Below are 19,220 nucleotides of genomic sequence, written 5' to 3' on the forward strand. Positions count from 1 at the left end.
TCTGGGGGCGGCAAGGGTATTGATCGACTCGGGTATATTTGAGCGAATTAGCGAGTTTATAGCACCGCTTACTCCTCGTGGTCACGCTGTTCTCTTCCTCTCTGCGAGCCTGCTAGCAGCCGGGCTACTTGCAGGCTCCGATGCCGCCCCCAAGCTCTTGGCGGCAGGTGTAGCCCTCTTCCTCCTCATCGTCGTTGAGCACGAGATCTTCCTAGCCAGAGCTGCAGCTCTCTCGAGAGTGAAAGTCCGTTGGGCCATAGAACACCCGCTAGTAGAAGGCCGACGTGCAACTGTGAAGATAATCCTAGAGAACCCCGGGCTTATCCCCATAGAGCACCTAGAGGTCTACGATACGCCTCCTCGGCTCTTCCGCTGGGACGAGTCCAGTCCTCCAAGAGCTGTCGTCGTTCTCCCCGCCCTCGGCGCAACTGAGGTAAGTTATAGCGTCATACCAGTCGTGGGTAAGCATGAATGGGTTGGCCCTCTCCGCTTGATTGTGGAAGACTTGTTTGGCTTCTTTCGCGCCGAGAGGCTAATTGAGACTGGGCTTCCCATTGTGAATGTCCAACCTCGTACTCTGGATGTACCTGGCCGCCGTTCCGCACTACCCACGGTTCTTCAACCCGGAGGCGTAACTCGGCTCCGACGCCGTGGCATAGGCACAGAGTTTATGGAGCTGCGGGAGTACAGCCCTGACGACGACATAAGGCTTGTGGATTGGAAAGCATCAGCCCGGACCGGCAAGCTCATGGTGAAGGTGTTTGAGCAAGAGTCAGTACTCCGCGTAGCAATAGTACTTGACGCTCTCCCCACGATGTTCCGTGGCGTGTTGGGTGAGACTAAGATAGAATATGCGGCTCGGTTAGTAGCATCGCTATCAGAGTACCTGGCGAGACGTGGTGACACTTTCCGTATTTACCTTGTGGATCCTCAAGGAACTGTCTATGCGTCTCCCTGGCTTCACGGCCGTGCCAGTGGCTCTGCTGCGCGCAGATTCGTAGCAGAGAAGCTCGCCTGGCCCCAAGCCGATGAAGCTACACAGCCGCCCCAGGCCCGTGCTGAGGCCATAGCCTCTGTTCTCTTAAGGACGCTGCCACGGGGCAAAACGATAGTCTTCCTGATAAGCGACTTCGGTGAAGAGGAGGAGACAGCAGTCATCTACGCCTCCGCACTTGCCCGCCTCCAAGCACTGCGCCACGAGGTCTACGCAGTCTCGCCCCTCACAACCCTGTTCGAAGCCAGCGCCCTTCGAGGCACAGCGGCAGCTGTATACAGACTGCTAGCCTACGAGAAGATAAAGACGTATACGGGTATATTCCGCGAGCTGCGCCGCCACGGTGTACACGTAGCAGCTGCAGGGCCCAGTGACTTGCTCACAATCTTGCTAGAGAGGCTCGAGAGGATGAGGGGTGTGACTGCTTGAGAATCTCCACAGTGCTGGTACTGTACAACATCACGCGGATACTATCAGCGGCGGCTGCGTCAGCAGCTGCCTACCTAGCGTACATACGTATAGCAGGCTACCTAGGCAATTACCTCTACAGCGTGACGGGTGCACATCCCGCCATAGCAGCTGTGACGGGCTCGATACACGTGATAGCAGTACTGGCCACAGCTGCGCTCGTGATGATGGGCCAAGCCTACATTGCTTACATACTGCTCGGTCTTGGCGCAGGTATAGCAGCTCTAATAGGGCTAGATCCCTGGAGCATACTAGTCCTAGTTGTAGCCTCCACCATGCTCTACACCGCGTCGCTACGCTACGAGACAGAAGCCTATGGCGCGGCTAGGCGGAGGGTATTTTGCAGCGGTGGCTGCACCGTAGCAACCATAGCAGTGGTTATAGCCAGCTACGCGGTACTCGCAGCAGCCGTCTACTACGGCTCGCTGCTAGTCGCGCAGCTCTACCGGTTCCTCCTCGAACCCCCCGAGGCACTGCCGGAACAGCTAGCCAAGGTCTGGGAGGCCGCCGGGCAAATGCTCTCGGTAAGGCTCGCAATACTGGCAGTTACGGCATACGTGTTCTACTATGCTGCCTCCCGGATAGCGGGTCCACTAGTCTACGCACTCGCTGCTAGCCCCGAAGAGCTAGCCCGTAGGGCCAGAGAACTGCTAGAGAGGGAGGCCACAGAGGTTAGAGAGATGAATAAGTGGTATCATCGCATGCTCCGCTCAAGCCTAGCACTAATCGGCACCATACCAGCAGCCATCGCCGGCTACGTAGTCGTAGAGACTGTCTCGTCTCTGGCTGGCGGAACCCTGATACCAGGAGCCCCATGGTGGGCTGACTTCCTAGCACGGCTTGTACTAGTTTCGGCTGCTTCAATGCTTGGATACCGGGTTGCTCGCCGCTTGATAGAATCGATGGCCTTCGCTAGGATAAATTGGAGACAATTAGCAATAGCTTCTGTGACGGCCTTAGTCCTCTGGATGATAGTATACCCTGTATTAGTTCTAGCTCTCCGAGGAGTCCCTATAACCGACGCTGCTCGTGTATCGATCGGTAATGCAGTTAATATATTGAGGGGGCAAGAGCCGTTGATACCAGATAGCAGCGAGCTGGTAAGCCTTACAACAAGGCTGGAAGAGATGCTTAGCCGGGGCTACCAGCAAGCCGAGTACATACTAAGGTTCATCGTAACCCTACTCTGGGGGTGAAGGGAGTAGGCCATGCCTCGTGGAGGATTCTCGGCCGCTCTAGAACTCCTACGCTCGCTAGTCTCGCTGGTAGCGGGTACTGCGATGGCATACCTGGGCTACCGATTCTTCCTTTACAGTATAGGCTACCTGGCAGCAGAGCCACCCAAGGTTACTGCCGGGCTTATGGCGGGGTTAGCAGGGTTTACTTTCACGGCGGCAGCTGTTACATTACTACGTGACTGGATAATAGTGGAACGTATAAAGCAGGGCGGGAAGCTGTCTAGCAGCTAGTCATCATCTACTGCTGGATGGTCTATGGTAGTGTTCGAGGCGTTGTAGACACTATACATGTCTTCTATGCTTTCAAGAACCTTCTCTGCTAGCTCATCTATGCTGTGCCGGAGTTCTGGAAGCGTTTCTAGGAGGTTATGGACATCTATATGCATACGTGCTAATGATATAAAGCCTTTAGCCATAATGCGCGGCCACCAAGGCTCGTCAACCGGCTCTAGACTACAGTTGAAGCTCCTATGCCTATGTCGAGGAGGGTCGATTATCTCTACTATGAGTGGAAGCCTGACTTCGACACCTCTGCTCGAATTATACACAAGCTGTAGTTCTAGTACGGCAGTGGCTCCTACAGGTATTGACGCTGCTAAGTGTACTCTTAGATCGCTATAGCCAGGCATCTGTTGTATGGGCAGAAAACTAGTGCTGCCGTCGATTACAGAGCCTAGTGTGATGTTTATCGGCGTCGAAGCATACGCGGTAGCGTTGGTTAGGTAGAGCGTTACGTTAACGGCATAAGCTGTTGATAAACTCGTTAATACCAGTCTAGCAGTATAAGGAACGCCAACTAGGTTCTCGCCAGCTACTATAGTCCCGGCGAACGAGGGGAAGGCGGGCTTAGCCTCTAGAAAGGCACTATCTATCCAGAACTCAAAGTAGGAGTCGCCACCGCCACGTCCTACACCAAAGTGATAGACATCGAACAATACTACGAAGTAGTATTCAACGCCGGGCTCGATACCGGTGGGGTCGAGTGTATACCTAAACACAAGAGTAGTACCGTTCCAGGTAGCAGCATCTATTATGCCTGTATCATTAGACGCTATGAAGATACCATTCACGGGATCATATATGCCTACAGCCAATATGTATAGATCAGTGTAAAAGAGAGCTGACCCAAGCTGATACACATCAACTCTCCACGTGACGTTGCCTACTATCGAGCCAGGTTTGCTGGGAAAGACTATTGGCTGTATGAGCGCGAAGGCGTCAGATGAGTATGCACCGGGCATTGTGCCATTGACTACTATGAACCCGTTACCAGCTACAGTAGCCCAGAACGCATTATTTAGATACATCCCCGGGCTGAAGTACCAGTAGTCTGGCCCGGTATCGAACCCAGGGTTTCTCGTAAGCAGAATATAGTCATCTACTGCCTTGACGGTGATGAATGCCGAACTCTGGTTTAGCCCGAGAGTGACATTCACGCTAGGAGTAGACGGGTCCTCTAGGGCTAGGTAGGGCCCCCCATAGGATGCTTCAAGACTACCAGGCATGAATGTGAATACAGCTGCTTTTGCAGCAAGCTGAGTAGCGGCTAGCACTATAGCAGCGGCTACGACGTATAGTATAGGCCTTGTTGGAGTTAGATTTCTAGGCATTGTCTCCATCCCGTTGCAATGGACATGGCCCTGCCTATGTTGGGCTTCCCCAGGCGTTAGCACAGCTGAGAGCAGTCATGGTTATAGAGGAAGGCTTTACACCGTGCTCGTAGAAGCCCTAGGTACATGGTTATGCTAATAAGGCTTGCTATGCTTGTAAGGCCTCAATACTGCCCACGAAATAAGGATAGAACCTGGAAAGGCAGAAGGAGGGTTAAACCTAGCCTCCTCGCGCAGAACAATGTTATACCCAGCGCTTCTTACGACGATACCACTTAGCCCGCCGGTAGCTGCCTGCTTCCGCGCCACGCATGCCGAGGTAGAACTCTTTCACGTCCTTATCCTCGCGTAGCTTCTCAGCTGGCCCCTCTAGCACTATCTTCCCGTTTTCGATTATGTAGCCGTGGTCGGCAATCTCGAGGGCCTTCCGCGCATTCTGCTCTGCTAGGAGTATCGTCATACCTTCCTCCTCGTGGAGCCTCCTTATAGAGTCGTAGACCTCCGAGACTATCTTGGGTGCAAGGCCTAGGCTAGGCTCGTCGAGCAGGAGGAGCCTCGGCCGGGCGAGCAGCGCGAGCCCTATAGCGAGCATCTGTTGCTCTCCACCGCTGAGGTAACCCACCCGTGTGTTCCGGCGGGCCCTGAGCTTGGGGAAGTACTTGTAAACCAGGTCTGGGTCAGGGTTCTTGCCCCTCCATGCATAGGCTACTGCCTCGATGTTCTCCTCCACGGTGAGCTCCTTGAAGACGCGGCGACCCTCAACCACATAGACTATGCCCCGCCGGGACACGTCCTCGGGGTCACTGTTCTCGATGCGCTCACCCATGTAGCTGATATAGCCCTTAGTAACCCGGCCACGGTCAAGCTTGATGAGGCCGGAGACAGCCTTGAGTAGTGTGGTCTTCCCTGCCCCGTTAGGCCCGAGGACTGCTACGACGCTCTTCTCGGGCACCTGGATGCTAATGCCCTTCAGCACCAGTATATAGGGGTGGTATACTACCTCTATGTTGTTGACCTCGAGCATAGCTGGCACAGCTGCCGCCCTCCACCATGGAGTGGAGCTACAGGATACACGGTCTAACGGTTGTGGGCCATATGGCCCCATGTGTGAAAAACAGCATTGTTCATTATGTGAGCCGGGTTAGGGTTCTATGGCTAGCCCTGGGTCGCAGCTACGCAGTCGAACCCCTCAGGCGATACTGGGCCTTCGAAGTGGAACTTGCCATCCTCGCCATAGACCACTATGTAGACGCTTGTGAAGGGCAGGTGCTTGCCTGGACAGAACCTCATTGGTGGCGTTATGTCGCCTAGCTGTATCGGGTCGCCCTGGCAGCTGCTCTCAAGGGCCTCCTTTAGCGCCTCACCCTTCTTCTCCATGAGTTCTGTTGAAGTTGTCCTCTCTATGGCCTTTACTAGCAGCCAGACATTCATGAAGCCCTGCATGAACCGCAGGTTTACCTTGTCTTCACTTATCCCCATCATCTTAGCGGCTTCGTAGACCTCCTTGTAGCCAGGCTTGTCCTTAGCGTATTCTGGCCATATCCATGGGGATACACCAGCTACTTTGCCTTCGACACCGCTTCCCGCCATCTGTGGGAACCGCTCGTCGAAGCCCCAGACATTGGATACCTGAACTGCTTCTAGTCCGTACTTGACTAGAGCCTTCGCGGCTAGACTACAGCTGTGTATGGTATTTCCACACCATAGGAAGTCGGGTTTGCTCCCCATAGCTTGCTGTATAGCCCTCTCGGCGTCGGCGCCGGTAGCTTTTAGCGGAAGATCCACGTCAGCCACTATCTCAACACCGGCCTCGGGAGCATAGGCCTTTATGGCTGGTATCGGGCTCTTGCTGTAGGCCACCTTGTGGTCGTATAGCAGGGCTAGTCTAGCATCCTGCTTCTTCTCTGCCATCCACTTTACAGCGGCGCATGCCTGGGTGCTGTAGTCTGGTGCTGGGAAGAAGTTGAAGGGCTTACCTACCAGCTTGGCAGAGTAGCTTGCCGATATGTATAGCACCTTGTCCTTGGCTACTTGGTCTGCGAGCTTCTCTGTGTCCGCGGTGCCCCAGCCCACTATGGCTACTACGCCATAGCGGTCACGGAACTCACGGTAGAACTCCACGGCCTTGCTCGGGTTGTAGGCGTAGTCGCGTTTCACGTACTCGAAGCGCACACGTACGCCATCCTTAGTGTAGACACCCTTCTCGTTGAAGTACTTGAAGGCAGCCTCGGCGCCACGGGCGTAGTCACGGCCCACATCGCTTGTAGGGCCGCTCTCGTCTACCAGTAGGCCCACTTTCAGCACTATCTCCCTCCTGCCCGCCGCCCCCGTCTCAGTGGCGGTCTCAGCCGGCGTAGCCGGCGTAGAGGGAGCTGGGCTAGTTGTCCCGGGCGGTGTCTCTGCCGGCTTCGTCTTCTCACCACCCATTACGAGGGCTGCAGCTGCTACGAGTGCGATTACTACGATTACTCCGGCTATTAGGGCTGCACGGGAAGCCATACTTATCCCACCTCCGCTACACACCCGAACCATAATAGCTCTAGACTTAAGCTTTTCTGAAACAACAAATTATGTAGCACTAAAAACGCACGTTTTAAACTAGTAACTGAAGGGCCACAGCCTTAGATACTCCTTGATTCTCCTCAGAACCCCTATCAGGCCGTCCGGCTCCTTAACGACGAAGAAGGCTATTACGCCGCCCAGCACCAGGTACTTCACAGCAGCACTAGCAGCAAACACGCTAGCTAGTAAGCTCCAGCCAGTACGTATCGTCAAGGCGCCTAGTAGACTGCCCCAGATTATCCTGCCAGGACCGCCGACAAGCACCATAGCCAGGTAATCTATAGAGGTCTCCATGGTGAAGCTGTCCCAGCCCACGCTAGGGCTAGCTAAAGCGTAGAGTGCACCGGCAAGCCCAGCGTAGAAACTACCTATGGCGAATGCTAATGCCTTAGTGCGCGTGACGTCAATACCTATTATCTCTGCTGAGATATCGTTATCCCTCACAGCCTTCATGGCGCGGCCTAGGCTGCTCCGGCCGATGTTAGCTGCGGCTATGACTGCTAGTATAGTGATGGCGAGTACGGTGTAGTAGAGGGGAGCACCGTCGCCAAGGTATATGCCTGCAAGCGTCTTAGCCTCGGGGTTTATCTCGATGCCCTGGTAGGGGTCCACTATTGTCTGGAAGACGTACTCTAGCACGGCTTGTGCCGCTATACTCGCCATCGCTAGATAGTAGCCCTTCAGCTTGAACGATGGAAGGCCGAGGACTACACCGGCGATTGTTGCTGCTAACGCTGCAGCGGGGATTGCCAGGAGTATACTTACGCCGGCGTTAGCCAGGTAGGCGGCAGTATAGGCTCCTACACCCATTAGGGCTGCTTGGGCTAACGATATCTGGCCGGCGAGACCAGTCGTAATATTCAACCCCACAGTGCCGACAAAGAACACCATCAACATTACTGCTAGGCCTGCCCCATAGCTGCCTAGCATCACCGGCAAGACTAGTAGCAGAGCTAACCCTGCTACCAGTGCAGCCCAGTGTATCGGGTAACGTAGATGAGCCATATCAGCGAGATACGTCTCCTTGAACACTCCCGCGGGCATCTCTGCATCACCCTACACTGGGCTAGACACGCTCAATTCTCTCAGTGCCGAAGAGCCCGTAGGGCTTCACGAGCAGTACGACAAGCATGACTAGGAACGCAGCTACGTTGCCGAAGCCGGGGAGTATAGGGCCGAGCAAGTAGTCGCTAAACTGCTCCACGAAACCCAGTATCACGCCGCCCAGCACTATGCCCGCGACACTATCTAGGCCTGCTAACAGGCTAGCCGCTAGTGCCTTCAGCACGTACGCGTCTAGGCCAGGGCTAACACCAGCCTTAGCAGCGAGCGCTACCCCCGCCAGGGCGCCACTAGCGCCTGCTAGCCCCCAGCTCAGCATAGTCAGCTGCTTGACGGGGAGCCCGTACGCGGCTGCGCCGTACGCGTCTTCAGCTACCGCTCTCATCGCTATACCTAGTTTGGTAAACCTGTGCATAGCTACCACTAGCGCCACAATGCCTCCTGCTGCCGCCACTGCTACTATGTCACTGAAGTCGAGCGCTACCGGGCCAAGCCTGTACACGGTGGCTGGGAGCTCGTAACTACCGCCACTCCAGTCCGGGCCAGCCACAGCTATCGAGGCACCACGTAGCACGTAGAACACGCCTAGCGTTGCGGCGATCAGGGCTACGGGAGGACGGCCTAGCAGCGGCCTAGCTACTAGCCGCTCCATGGCGGCGCCTATAGCGAACCCAGCGATGGCTGCTAGTAGTATGGCTGGGATGAGTCCTATGCCGGCGCGGACAGAGGCTATGTAGGCCACGTAGGCAGCGAACAACGCTATCTCCGGGTGGGCGAGGTTTATCGATTTGCTGACGCGGTAGACCATGTTGAAACCTAGGGCTAGTGACGCGTATATCACACCCATTATCGCTGCCTGCAGTGAGAGCATTAGGGCTACTCCTGCATCCATGCCTAGTCCGCCTCCACATGCACCATTCGACTCTCTGCATGCATCCTATACGCTACCAGCTAGACACGAAGTATACTCCATGGCGTAAAACAAGCGGGAAAACATGATAATGTGCCTAGGCGTCTAGTATCGCGACCATTCTGGTGACACTCACCCTCCTGCCGTCCTCCAGCCTCATCTCAACGGTTAGCTCGTACTCGCGGTCGCCCCTGTACATAGCCTCTATGAGCCCGGCATAGCGTTCCTCTATCACCTTCCTGCGGAGCTTCCTTGTACGAGTCATCTCGCCGTCGTCGGGGTGGAACTCCTTGAACAGGCTCACGAACCTCCTTACACGCAGCCGTTCCGGCAGCCTAGAATTGGCGCGGGCGACCTCACGCTTCAGCAGCTCGAGTACCTCAGGCTTCTGGCTTAGGTCGCTATAGCCGCTGAAGGGTATACCCCTTCTCTCAGCCCACCTTGACACAGTAGTGTAGTCTATGTTGAGCAGCGCCACTAGGTAGGGCCTACCGTGGCCTATTATCGCGGCCTCTGCTATGTATGGGCTGAACTTCAGCTTATTCTGCACTACTTGTGGCGCAACCCTGGTGCCATCACTCAGCACTAGTATCTCCTTAGCGCGGTCGTGTATGACCAGGTGCCCGTCACGGGTCAGCTCGCCTACGTCACCAGTGTGTAGCCAGCCCTCCGGGTCTATCGTCTTCTGGGTCGCCTCGGGGTTCCGGTAGTAGCCCTTCATTACTGCGGGGCTGCGTAGCAGTATCTCGCCATCCTCTGCTATCCGTATCTCTGTCTCGGGCAGCGGTTTCCCTACAGTGTCTAGCCTCACGTCATCGTCGGGATGCACTACAGCTATACCTGCTATCTCGGTCTGACCGTAGATCTGCTTCAGGTTCACGCCCAGCGCGTGGAAGTACTTCACGTAGTCAGGGCCCAGCATTGCGCCGCCAGTGTAGGCGCGCTTCACCCTCTTCAGCCCGGTCTTGTCCAGTATACCGCGGAGCGCTAGCCAGTAGGCCAGGTACCAAGCCACCCTCCAGACTAGGCTCGGCGCCCGGCGGCCAGGCCTTAGCCGGGACTCGGCAGCCCTCCAGCCCACCCACATGGCTATCCTGTAGAACAGCTTCTTCACGGGATCACTGTCCTCCATCTTCGCCATTACGTCCTTTGCTATCCTCTCCCATATCCTGGGCGGTGCGAAGAGGAAGTGGGGCGCTATCTCCCTGAAGTCTCTCCAGAACGTCTCGGGGCTCTCGGGGAAGTTTATCCGGAACCCTGCTATGAAGTGCAGCGCTATGCTCATCATCTGCTCGCCTACCCAGGCAGGAGGCAGGAACGATACATACTCCCAGCTAGGGTCTACGGGATCTAGCTGGTTCAGCTGGTAAGCCATTGCAAGCAGATTGCGGTGCGTCAGCATAGCTAGCTTGGGCTTCCCAGTAGTGCCGCTGGTCGTGAAGAGCCCGGCTATATCGTCAGGGTCTAGGTCGCTTGTGAGCTTGTCGTAGAGCCCTGGGCTCTGCTCCTCTAGGGCTCGGCCAGTCTTTACCAGGTCCCCGAATGTTATAATGAGGTCGCCCAGCTTGTCGCGGTACATGTGTAGGCCCTTAGCTTCGTCAATTATTATCTTCTCGACCCTGGTCTTGTCGATGATATCGAGTACTCGGTCTAGCTGCTCCTGCCCCTCCACGAGCACTATCCTGGCGTCGCTCTGCTGTAACACGTAGGCGACCTCGTCGCTCAAGCTATCCTTGTATATCCCCACAGTGGCGGCGCCTAGGCTCTGCACAGCCACTTCGTAGATGGGCCACGCTGGCCGGTTACCCATGATGAACGCGGCCTTATCGCCCCTGCCTATGCCCAGCGTGTAGAGGCCCAACGCAGTCCAGCGTACTAGGCGGTAGTACTCGCTCCAGGTGAACCGGCGCCAAATGCCGTAGCGTTTCCACCGGAATGCTGTTGCGTCTGGCCTCTCCCTTGCCCGGGCTTCTAGCAGCCAAGGGAACGTAGTATCGTAGGGCTTAGCCCCATTGCCGCCCGTCACGGCGCGTTAACCTCCTACGTAAGCCTCTATTACACGTGGATCGTTGGCTACCTTGTGGGGTGGACCCTCCGCGATAACTCGGCCCGAGTCCATGACCACAACGTGGTCGCAGAGATCCATGACCACCTCTAGGTCGTGCTCCACCAGGACGAAGGAGACGCCCCGTGTCTCATTGACCTCAACGATGGCGCGTGCTAGGTCCTCCTTTTCCTCCCTGCTCAGCCCGGCCATAGGCTCGTCCATCAGCACTACCTTCGGGTCCTGGGCTAGCGCCCTGGCAAGGTCTACGCGCTTCTGTACGCCCGGCGGCAGACCCTCCACAATGCGGTAGCGGTACTCGTGGAGCTCAAGCAGGTCTATGACTAGCTCAGCCCTCTCCCTGGCCCACTCTTCCCAGCGACGGGCTCTCGGAGTCCAGAATGCGGCATCCAGTATGCTGTAGCGCCTCCAGGGCTCCAAGCCCGCCATAATGTTCTCTACTACAGTCATGTGGCGGAAGAGTTCGCCGTGCTGGAAGGTCCTCGCTAGCCCCATCTTTGCTCTCTCGTGGGGAGGAGTATGGGTGATATCATGGCCTTCGAAGAGTACACGGCCCTTTCGGGGCCGATAGAACCCTGATACAACGTTGAGGAGACTAGTCTTACCCGCTCCGTTAGGACCTATTATGGCGAGAATCTCGCCGGGGCGTAGCTTGAACCCCGCGTTGTCAACGGCTACTATGCCGCCGAACTCGACTCTTATATCCTCAGCTATTAGCACATAGTCTACCTTGCCGCGGGGCTTCTCCTTGTAAGTGACACTTTCCTCCCAGAGTAGCCGGTAATCGAAGTCCTTCACCTCTTGGCTTGGGGCGGTACTAGCTGCGAAGAACAAAACGCACCATCTCGCACACCTCCTCTAGAGATGCACCTGTACAGGTTCCCGAGCCCACAGGCAGCCCCCAGACTTATTTAAGTACTCACCCAAGCCTTTAACCAGAGTTTAAACGATATCCAACACCATTTATATCTATAAAACGGGGAACAAAAATCCCAGCGTAAAACATTCAACCAACCTAGCATGCCTTGTGGAAGCCAGAGCATAAGATACCGAATCATGGATAATCGTAGTCGTAGCCTAGACTCTTCAAGGCCTTGTCCAGAGGGGTTTGTAGACACAATCCCGTGATGGTGGATACATAATGTCTTGCGGTTATCCCGAGACAATGGTAGAGGTACTCCTCTGTCGTCAAAGCGAGGCAGACAAAGCTGAGGCAGTAACAGACACAGAAGGCTACCGGCTATCATATGGTCATCTCTTTACGTTGGCCTCCCGTTCGGCCCGTACACTTTCCGAAAACTATGGACTAAGCGAGGGGGATACAGCGGCTATAGCTCCGATAAACAAGTCAGAAGCCCTCATAGGCCTCTACTCTATCTGGCTTGCTGGTGCCCAGGCAGCTGTCCTCGACCCGTTGAGCCACAGTATGGATCTCGAAATGCAGCTCCGCCAGATAAACCCCAAGATAATGATCACTCATAGGGGGATGGAGGAGGCTCACTGTACGGTAGCGGAGAAACTAGGCATACGCTGTATAGCTGTTGAAGAGCTGACAGAGAAAGCTGAGGGGAAGACCCCCTGGGAGGGCTACACGCGGCCACGCTCTTGGAGTCCAGCTATAGTCTACTTCTACGCCGGGATAGCCGGCAGAACTCTTCCAGTAATTCACACCCACTCCGGGATAGCGGCTTCAGCCCATACCGTTGTAGCCCATTACGGCCTAGAGCCTAGAGACCGGGTATTCGCTTCGGCCCCCATTAGCCATGCGCTCGGCCTACAGATATCGACGCTCGCCGCCCTCTATGCTGAGGGTACTGTCGTCCTCTACACGAAGAGGGGCCGGTTGAACCCGGGTCACGCTGCCGAGGCGCTAGCAGCGAGCAAGGCCTCAATGGTGCTAGGCGCGCCAGGCTTCTACCAGGCAATACTCCGGGCAGGCTACCGGGGTCACACCGGGCTACGCTATGCAGTCAGTGCGGGCGCACCTTTGCCGAGGGAGACGCAGGAGGAGTGGATGAAGACAACAGGGGTTGAACTGCTACAACTCTACGGTATGACCGAGGCTGCCCCGCTCACAGCCACACTACCTGGCGACAACCCGCCCGGAAGCATAGGCAAGCCAATGCCCGGTGTAGAGACGCGGCTCGTAGACCCCGAGGATCCTAAGAAACCTGCTGAGGGTGTTGGCGAACTGCTAGCCCGCGGCCCCATGGTTATGAAGGGATACGGCGACCCCGAGGAGACTCGGCGTGCAATCCTCCCGGGCGGCTGGCTGCGGACGGGAGACATACTGGCTGTGGATGAGGAGGGCCACTTCTACTTCCGTGGCGTCCGTAAGAGGATGCTCAAGTACAAGGGCTACCCGATATTCCCCCGCGACCTGGAGCTGATCCTCGAGCAACATCCAGCAGTAGCCCGCGCTCTGGTAGAAGGCGAGCCAGCTGGCGATCTGGGGCAAGTACCTGTGGCTAAGGTGTGGCTTCGTCGAGGCGCTGTGGCTACGAGGGAGGAGCTTTTGCAATGGGTGAATAGCAAGGTAGCGAGTTACAAGCAGATACGACGTCTCGAAATATTAGGTGAAGATGAGCAAAACTTAAACTAGGGAAAGAGTTTATACTAGCCCAGGCAAACACTATACATGAAAAATCGACACAATAACCATCAAGGGTGTTTGGATGACGAAAGAAAATAAAGTTAATGTGAAGGATGTCAGACCAAAGTTTGTGCATGTGAAGGGTATAGGCTTTTCAGCACTAGTGCCGTTGGATAGCTATGAAAACGGGTTACGTGAGCTAATAGAGTCGCTATATGGCAAGGTTCAAATTAGGATAGTAGATATGCGTCGGGGTGTCTACACCTCTAGAGGACATGGGAGTTGATGGCTACAAAATGTTGCCGTGGTGACTACCCGCCGGAAGCATGTAGGCTAATTGAAGCATTATTGAAGGGCTACTCCAAGTATTTCTCAAATGATGTACTCAATAGTGATGGACGCCGGCTTCTCGAGCGTTTAGTAAGACTGCTTTTAGAGACTAATCCAGGCTTGCGCCGCCTTGTATATCGGGTACGGCGCAACCCTACACTAGAAATGATACTCAGACTTGCAGAAGAATTCTACCTTTGTGATGCCCGGGCTCTTGCGGCTGAAGCCCTTGGACTGTACCAACCTTATACTTATTCGGTAAAGTCGATCTACGGTAGAACCCAGAATGATGGCTGGCTGCTAGGGTAACTAGGCTAAATGACTCTATTGACGTGATTGTGTTACTACCTAGGTATGACTCTAATGCTGGAGTCATTAAAGCGAGCACAATAGTTGCAATCGGGTCTCAAATAAGGTGGCATGCTACATAATGTCCTTTCTCGACCTCAATAAGTGCTGGCTCTTTCTCGCTGCATATTTTTCTAGCAAAGGGGCATCGTGGATGCAAGCGGCAACCCGGTGGTGGGCTACTCGGATCCGGTATATCGCCTCGCAATTCCGCTGCCTCCTTCCTGCCATGCTTTGATATCCTGGGTATTGCTGCTAGCAACGCCTTAGTATAGGGATGCAAAGGTTTATTGAGAACAATGTTAACAGGGCCTAGTTCGACTATCTTGCCTAGGTACATAACGGCTATGTTGTCGGCGATCAATCTAGCAGTAGCGAGGTCATGGGTTATGAATATCATTGCTTGATTTAGCTTCTCTTTGAATTCCCTGAGCAGCTCGAGTATCGAGGCACGTACAGACACGTCTAGGCTCGATGTAGGCTCGTCTGCTACCACGAGCTCGGGCTCTAGCAGCATGGCCCTAGCTATAGCGGCTCTCTGTAACTGGCCACCGCTGAGCTGGTAGGGACGGCGCTGGTAGAACTCTTCAGCAGGAGTCAACCCGATACGCTCAAGCATTGCTAGGACGCGACTCCTAGCCTCTTCCCCCTCGGCTATGCCGTGAACCTCTAATGGCTCTACTAGCTGTTCTCCGATAGAACGGAGTGGATTAAAACTTGCATATGGATCCTGGGGTACTAGCTGGAGGCGCCGTCTTAGGGGACGGAGTTTCTTCTCAGGGAGCCACGTTATATCCATGCCGTCGAAGAGTATTCTACCCGAGGTGGGCTCGTAGAGTCTTAGCACGAGCCTACCAAGCGTGCTCTTGCCGCTGCCACTCTCTCCTACGAGACCCAATGTCTCGCCACGATGTAGACTGAAACTTACACCATCAACGGCGCGTACTACACGCTTGCCTAAGAGGCCGCCACGGGTGAAGTACTTCTTCAGATTCTCGACCACAAGTAGCGGTGCAGGCACGTTCCTGGCACGCTCCCGCTCCCACTGATTAAGATCCAAGGGCTATAGGCTTATGACTGGTGTAGGACCGAATTTCGGCAGTTCTACTACTGTACCGGGCTCCGCATTGGCTGTTACTACTCGTAGACCCAAGTTCTTCTTCTTCGTTCTAGAGGCCCGCTCCATTTCCATTATGAGTGTCTTTGCTAGTTCAATGCTCCATGAATTCCGTGGGAGTATTACCATGTCTAGCCCAGCTACGCAAGCGTAAGTATAGTTTACAAGGTCGTGTAGTTTTAGGGAGCCTTGTTGGACTCTCTCTTTGAGCACGTTATCTTCTGCAACAGGTAACATCACTTGATTAAATCCAGTACACTTTATATCGGAGCAGACACCGTATATGAATTCCTCAAGCCTATTTATAGCAGCTGCTGTACCCGGGCCTGGCATGGGTCTACCTGAATACTTCTCGACAACCCTAGCAACACTGTCATCCATCCAGGGTGAAAGGGACATGTCGAATCCTCTGAAGAAGAGATCATGCTTTTCAATCTCCATCCTTATAGCATTATAAATCTGGTATGCAGCTTCAACCACATAGTCCATAGCCTCGTAGTAGCTATACTCTTCAAGCAGCCGAGGATAGAGCAATGCTATTGAGACTCCAGGGAGGCTCGACATAGTTGTACCTAAGGGGAAATAGGGCGACTCAGGATACCCGCCGAAAGCCATCGCTACTCTGGTGGCCATTTCTGGCTCTAGTAATCCTATCTTGTAGAGAAGGCGCGGCGTACGTTTATCTCCGGTATCAGCTATTCCCGAGATAGCAGCATAAATATTGTGCCCGAGCTTTAACACCTCTTCTAAGACATCTATCTTAACCTGTGTAGAACTCGAATGGAAAGCAGCGTAGAGTACATCGTCGCGTAGCTGCATGTTTTTGAGTAGATCAAGTTGTTCTTCTGGACTAAGAGGAGTTATTGGTAGCACCACTCTGGTAGACATAACTTCATAACCGGATTGGTCTTCAGCAACTCTTGCCAGCTCGAGTGCTATATCTGAGGCTTCCTCCACTAGCCGGGCTATTTCACGCCGGTTATCCCATTGTTCTATGGCTACGTGTACGGCAATTGCACGTACCTTAACCATCTCTGCAAGATCCATTGTCACGCGCCTGTGTACCTGGGGATAACGGTTGTCGGGGCGAAATATCCTACGCAGCATCGGCTCTTACACGCCCTAGGTGCGGAAACCAAAAATTTACGGGGTAGCAGGTCTTAGGTATAAATGTTTGTAATATGAACAAAACATATGTGTTCAAAGTCGGGTATATAAAAGAGATATTTTAGACTTAGTCATATATGGGGCCGATGTAGTATTGCGGCACTGTAGGCAGGAAGCCCTCGACAGATTATTCCAGGGGGCCTTGCCAAGTACTTCCTCAAGGCCATAGAGGGTATCTGGGAGCACGGTGAGAAGGAAGCCGAAGCCATAGCAGCTATGCTAGAGAGGAACGGCGTAGAGCCAGGCTCGTGGCTCCTAGAGCTGGGGGCGGGGAACGCAAGGGTTGCCATCCCGCTTGCTAGGCTCGGCTACCGCGTTACCGGGGTAGAGTATTCGAAGCTATTCGTGGAGAACGGGCTCCGCCGTATAGAGGAGGCAGGACTAGAGGATATGGTAGAGCTAATCCACGGCGACGTATACCAGCTAGACAAGTTGCTCGAAGGCAAGGTATTCGACGCTGTCTACACCACGTGGACTACAATAATAGGCTATGGCTTGTTCAAGGATTGCGACGAACTCGTTCTCCGCAAGGCCTGGGGAGTGGTGAGGCCAGGAGGCCTCCTGGTAATAGCCAATACAGCTAGTTACGATAGAATAGGCCTCCGGCAGGGCCTCTATGGCTCCGGGATAACGTTTCTAAGCAAAGTCTCTGACGAGTTTATGACCTTTGAGCAGCCGCGGTTTGACCCGGTGGAGAGTATCCTCGTGAACCGGTGGGTGTTCTACCGCCGAGAGGGCATGGATCTCCGCTACCTAGGCGAGGTGGAGTTCAGAATCCGCATCTATACGCTACACGAGCTAGTAGAGCTGGCTCGTAGGGCGGGCTGGGAGCTTGTAGAGGCGGTTGACGACCCGTTGAGGGCTACGCCGTACCGGTCGTGCCGGAGCAGCTTCAACCTGGTGTTCCGGCGAGTGGGCTAAGGGGCGTGTAGCCAGCACGCCGCCTTCCGGCCAGGCCTCGGGGAGACCACGGGCGGCTCTTTGCTGCGACACTTCTCCATGACCACGGGGCACCTTGGGGCGAAACGGCAGCCTGGCGGTGGGCGGCGAAGGTCCGGCGGCTGGCCGGGTATGGGGCGTGGCCACCGTGGGTTGTCGATATCCGGGACCGAGTCTAGTAGCGCCCGGGTGTAGGGGTGTAGGGGCTCCCGTAGCACCTCCTCGGCGGGGCCCTGCTCTACTATCTTCCCAGCGTACATTATCGCTATGCTGGATGCCCTCTCCGCGGCGAGCGCTATGTCGTGCGTGACCAGGACCACCGCCATGCCGTGGCGACGCCGTAGCTCGTCTAACAGATCCATTATCTGTTTCTGCACTATCACGTCCAGCGCGGTCGTGGGCTCGTCGGCTACGAGCACCCGGGGCTCGAGCGCTATAGCAGCGGCTATCGAGACTCTCTGCCTCTGCCCGCCGCTAAGCTGGTGTGGGTAGGCCCGTGCAGCCTCCCGGGGGAGCCCCACCGACTCTAGGAGCTGGGGGACCCGGCCCCGCGCCTCCTCCTCGGGCACTCCGTGCTCCAGTAGCACCTCGAGTAGCTGGTCGCCGATCCTACGCACCGGGTCGAGCGTCGTAAACGGGTCCTGGAACACGATCGAGACCAGCTCCCCGCGGGCCCTGCGCAGCTCGTCGCCCTGTAGCTCCGTGAGGTCGACGCCGTCCACCAGTATGCGGCCCTTAACTATCCTGCCGGGCGGCGGAACTAGGCGGAGCAGCGAGTAGCCCAAGGTGCTCTTGCCGCTGCCGCTCTCCCCCACGATGGCTACGAGCTCTCCCCGCCTGGCCTCGAGCCAGGCCCCCTCCACGGCGCGCACTATTCCACGCAGCGTGTAGTAGTAGACGCTAAGATCCTCGACCCGCAGCACTGTGTCGGCCATCACTGTTTCCCTCCCTAGGCCTCGCTCCTCCTCACCTGCTCGCTCAGACCCTCGCCTATCAGGGCGAAGCCTGTGGCGAGGAGCGTGATCATGAAGCCGGGGGCTGCTATGAGCCAGGGTGCGGAGCGGGCGAAGCCCTTAGCGTTGTAGAGGTCGAAGCCCCAGTCCGGTGTGGGCGGCTCCACGGCGAGGCCTAGAAAGCTCAGCGCAGCCTCGGTCAAGACAGCGTCGGCGGCACTGAGGCTAAACACGACCATTATCGTGGGCACGAGGTGTGGCAAGATATGCCGCCTCATAATCCTCCAGGACGTTAGGCCGAGCGCCCGGGCTGTCTCCACGAAGGGGCTCTCGCGTAGCTGTAGCACCTGGCCACGAACCATCCGGAAGTACGTGGGTATGTATACAACTGCTATCGCTATTGCTGCGTTCTCCGGGCGCGGGCCGAGCGCAGCAGCCAGCGCTATAGCGAGCACTAGCCCAGGAAAAGCGTAGAGAGCATCCATGAACATGCTTAGCGCCCGGTCTATCCGGCCGCCGTGATAGCCGCTCACAAGACCCAGAGGCACACCCACGGCGAGGCTTAGGAGTACCGAGGAGAACACAACCTTCAACACGGTCCGCGAGCCGTAGATTATCCTTGAGAACACGTCGCGGCCGAGCCGGTCAGTGCCCAGAGGGTGCTCCCAGCTAGGCGGCTCGAGGCTCCTACCACTCCTCTCCACGGGGCTGTACGGGGCTAGGAGCGGCGCGGCAACAGCCATGAAGACTATAGCTGCTACGATGATGATGCCTGCTAGTACTAGGCCCCGGCCCCGCCGGGGCAACGAGTAGTAGACGGCTACCAGCTTCTCCCTCACCGTGGAGACAGTCATGCTAGGCAAC

General features: G+C 55.6%; 17 protein-coding genes. 6 read left to right on the top strand and 11 right to left on the bottom strand.

The window, feature by feature from the left end:
• Nucleotides 1-19 precede the first annotated feature (19 nt).
• From Pyrde_RS01035 to Pyrde_RS01045, 3 genes are read left to right on the top strand one after another with little or no spacing between them, the layout of a single operon-like run.
• A complete protein-coding gene (locus Pyrde_RS01035) occupies nucleotides 20-1,423 on the top strand; it encodes a DUF58 domain-containing protein (protein ID WP_055407458.1) in 1,404 nt (467 codons plus the stop codon).
• Nucleotides 1,420-2,658: a hypothetical protein gene (locus Pyrde_RS01040; RefSeq protein WP_055407461.1), complete on the top strand. Its 1,239-nt coding sequence runs from the start codon at nucleotides 1,420-1,422 to the stop codon at nucleotides 2,656-2,658. Before Pyrde_RS01035 ends, Pyrde_RS01040 begins: the two co-directional genes overlap by 4 nt.
• Nucleotides 2,659-2,670: 12 nt before the next feature.
• Complete coding sequence (locus Pyrde_RS01045; protein WP_055407463.1) at nucleotides 2,671-2,931, top strand: hypothetical protein; 261 nt, start codon at nucleotides 2,671-2,673, stop codon at nucleotides 2,929-2,931.
• On the opposite strand, the gene Pyrde_RS01050 is transcribed toward Pyrde_RS01045, so the two are convergent.
• The 7 genes from Pyrde_RS01050 to Pyrde_RS01080 form a co-directional block, all read right to left on the bottom strand.
• On the bottom strand, nucleotides 2,928-4,310 hold the full coding sequence (locus tag Pyrde_RS01050; RefSeq protein WP_143522188.1) for a hypothetical protein: 1,383 nt from the start codon (nucleotides 4,308-4,310) through the stop codon (nucleotides 2,928-2,930). The genes Pyrde_RS01045 and Pyrde_RS01050 overlap by 4 nt on opposite strands.
• Before the next feature lie 244 nt (nucleotides 4,311-4,554).
• Entirely contained in the window at nucleotides 4,555-5,334 is a 780-nt protein-coding gene (locus Pyrde_RS01055; protein WP_055410568.1) for an ABC transporter ATP-binding protein, read from the bottom strand.
• A gap of 131 nt (nucleotides 5,335-5,465) precedes the next feature.
• A complete protein-coding gene (locus tag Pyrde_RS01060; protein ID WP_180385498.1) occupies nucleotides 5,466-6,809 on the bottom strand; it encodes an ABC transporter substrate-binding protein in 1,344 nt (447 codons plus the stop codon).
• A 99-nt stretch (nucleotides 6,810-6,908) separates the two neighbouring features.
• On the bottom strand, nucleotides 6,909-7,916 hold the full coding sequence (locus Pyrde_RS01065) for a branched-chain amino acid ABC transporter permease (RefSeq protein WP_082419378.1): 1,008 nt from the start codon (nucleotides 7,914-7,916) through the stop codon (nucleotides 6,909-6,911).
• 22 nt (nucleotides 7,917-7,938) lie between these two features.
• A complete protein-coding gene (locus tag Pyrde_RS01070) occupies nucleotides 7,939-8,826 on the bottom strand; it encodes a branched-chain amino acid ABC transporter permease (RefSeq protein ID WP_055407471.1) in 888 nt (295 codons plus the stop codon).
• 115 nt (nucleotides 8,827-8,941) lie between these two features.
• A complete protein-coding gene (locus tag Pyrde_RS01075; protein ID WP_055407472.1) occupies nucleotides 8,942-10,870 on the bottom strand; it encodes an AMP-dependent synthetase/ligase in 1,929 nt (642 codons plus the stop codon).
• Between the two features lie 6 nt (nucleotides 10,871-10,876).
• On the bottom strand, nucleotides 10,877-11,743 hold the full coding sequence (locus Pyrde_RS01080; RefSeq protein WP_231656764.1) for an ABC transporter ATP-binding protein: 867 nt from the start codon (nucleotides 11,741-11,743) through the stop codon (nucleotides 10,877-10,879).
• Nucleotides 11,744-12,050: 307 nt separating this feature from the next.
• Here Pyrde_RS01080 and Pyrde_RS01085 point away from each other — a divergent pair, with 307 nt between their 5' ends.
• Nucleotides 12,051-13,511 (top strand): class I adenylate-forming enzyme family protein, encoded by a 1,461-nt coding sequence (locus Pyrde_RS01085; RefSeq protein ID WP_082419379.1) that lies wholly within the window; start codon nucleotides 12,051-12,053, stop codon nucleotides 13,509-13,511.
• Between the two features lie 276 nt (nucleotides 13,512-13,787).
• Nucleotides 13,788-14,141, top strand: coding sequence for a hypothetical protein (locus tag Pyrde_RS01095; protein WP_055407479.1), 354 nt, complete (start codon nucleotides 13,788-13,790; stop codon nucleotides 14,139-14,141).
• Between the two features lie 97 nt (nucleotides 14,142-14,238).
• Here the strand turns inward: Pyrde_RS01095 and Pyrde_RS01100 are convergent, their stop codons facing one another.
• A complete protein-coding gene (locus Pyrde_RS01100; protein WP_055410572.1) occupies nucleotides 14,239-15,201 on the bottom strand; it encodes an ABC transporter ATP-binding protein in 963 nt (320 codons plus the stop codon).
• Nucleotides 15,202-15,243: 42 nt separating this feature from the next.
• Nucleotides 15,244-16,404: a DUF711 family protein gene (locus tag Pyrde_RS01105; protein ID WP_055407481.1), complete on the bottom strand. Its 1,161-nt coding sequence runs from the start codon at nucleotides 16,402-16,404 to the stop codon at nucleotides 15,244-15,246.
• Between the two features lie 276 nt (nucleotides 16,405-16,680).
• Between Pyrde_RS01105 and Pyrde_RS01110 the strand changes: the two genes are divergently transcribed.
• Nucleotides 16,681-17,385, top strand: a complete 705-nt coding sequence (locus Pyrde_RS01110) for a class I SAM-dependent methyltransferase (protein ID WP_055407482.1) — start codon at nucleotides 16,681-16,683, stop codon at nucleotides 17,383-17,385.
• On the opposite strand, the gene Pyrde_RS01115 is transcribed toward Pyrde_RS01110, so the two are convergent.
• Together Pyrde_RS01115 and Pyrde_RS01120 are read right to left on the bottom strand one after the other, a co-directional pair.
• Complete coding sequence (locus Pyrde_RS01115; RefSeq protein ID WP_055407483.1) at nucleotides 17,382-18,338, bottom strand: ABC transporter ATP-binding protein; 957 nt, start codon at nucleotides 18,336-18,338, stop codon at nucleotides 17,382-17,384. The two genes, Pyrde_RS01110 and Pyrde_RS01115, sit on opposite strands and share 4 nt — an antisense overlap.
• 14 nt (nucleotides 18,339-18,352) lie before the next feature.
• The gene (locus tag Pyrde_RS01120; protein ID WP_055410574.1) at nucleotides 18,353-19,210 is read right to left on the bottom strand and encodes an ABC transporter permease; all 858 of its coding nucleotides are present in this window, start codon (nucleotides 19,208-19,210) and stop codon (nucleotides 18,353-18,355) included.
• Nucleotides 19,211-19,220 lie beyond the last annotated feature (10 nt).

The organism is Pyrodictium delaneyi, from assembly GCF_001412615.1.
Lineage (GTDB): Archaea > Thermoproteota > Thermoprotei_A > Sulfolobales > Pyrodictiaceae > Pyrodictium > Pyrodictium delaneyi.

Bases quoted from the DNA above. Each gene is read 5' to 3' on its own strand.
- Pyrde_RS01045 (WP_055407463.1), top strand. From the start codon at position 2,671: ATGCCTCGTGGAGGATTCTCGGCCGCTCTAGAACTCCTACGCTCGCTA.
- Pyrde_RS01050 (WP_143522188.1), bottom strand. From the start codon at position 4,310: ATGCCTAGAAATCTAACTCCAACAAGGCCTATACTATACGTCGTAGCC.
- Pyrde_RS01055 (WP_055410568.1), bottom strand. From the start codon at position 5,334: ATGCTCGAGGTCAACAACATAGAGGTAGTATACCACCCCTATATACTG.
- Pyrde_RS01060 (WP_180385498.1), bottom strand. From the start codon at position 6,809: ATGGCTTCCCGTGCAGCCCTAATAGCCGGAGTAATCGTAGTAATCGCA.
- Pyrde_RS01065 (WP_082419378.1), bottom strand. From the start codon at position 7,916: ATGCCCGCGGGAGTGTTCAAGGAGACGTATCTCGCTGATATGGCTCAT.
- Pyrde_RS01070 (WP_055407471.1), bottom strand. From the start codon at position 8,826: ATGGATGCAGGAGTAGCCCTAATGCTCTCACTGCAGGCAGCGATAATG.
- Pyrde_RS01085 (WP_082419379.1), top strand. From the start codon at position 12,051: ATGTCTTGCGGTTATCCCGAGACAATGGTAGAGGTACTCCTCTGTCGT.
- Pyrde_RS01095 (WP_055407479.1), top strand. From the start codon at position 13,788: ATGGCTACAAAATGTTGCCGTGGTGACTACCCGCCGGAAGCATGTAGG.
- Pyrde_RS01105 (WP_055407481.1), bottom strand. From the start codon at position 16,404: ATGCTGCGTAGGATATTTCGCCCCGACAACCGTTATCCCCAGGTACAC.
- Pyrde_RS01110 (WP_055407482.1), top strand. From the start codon at position 16,681: ATGCTAGAGAGGAACGGCGTAGAGCCAGGCTCGTGGCTCCTAGAGCTG.
- Pyrde_RS01115 (WP_055407483.1), bottom strand. From the start codon at position 18,338: ATGGCCGACACAGTGCTGCGGGTCGAGGATCTTAGCGTCTACTACTAC.
- Pyrde_RS01120 (WP_055410574.1), bottom strand. From the start codon at position 19,210: ATGACTGTCTCCACGGTGAGGGAGAAGCTGGTAGCCGTCTACTACTCG.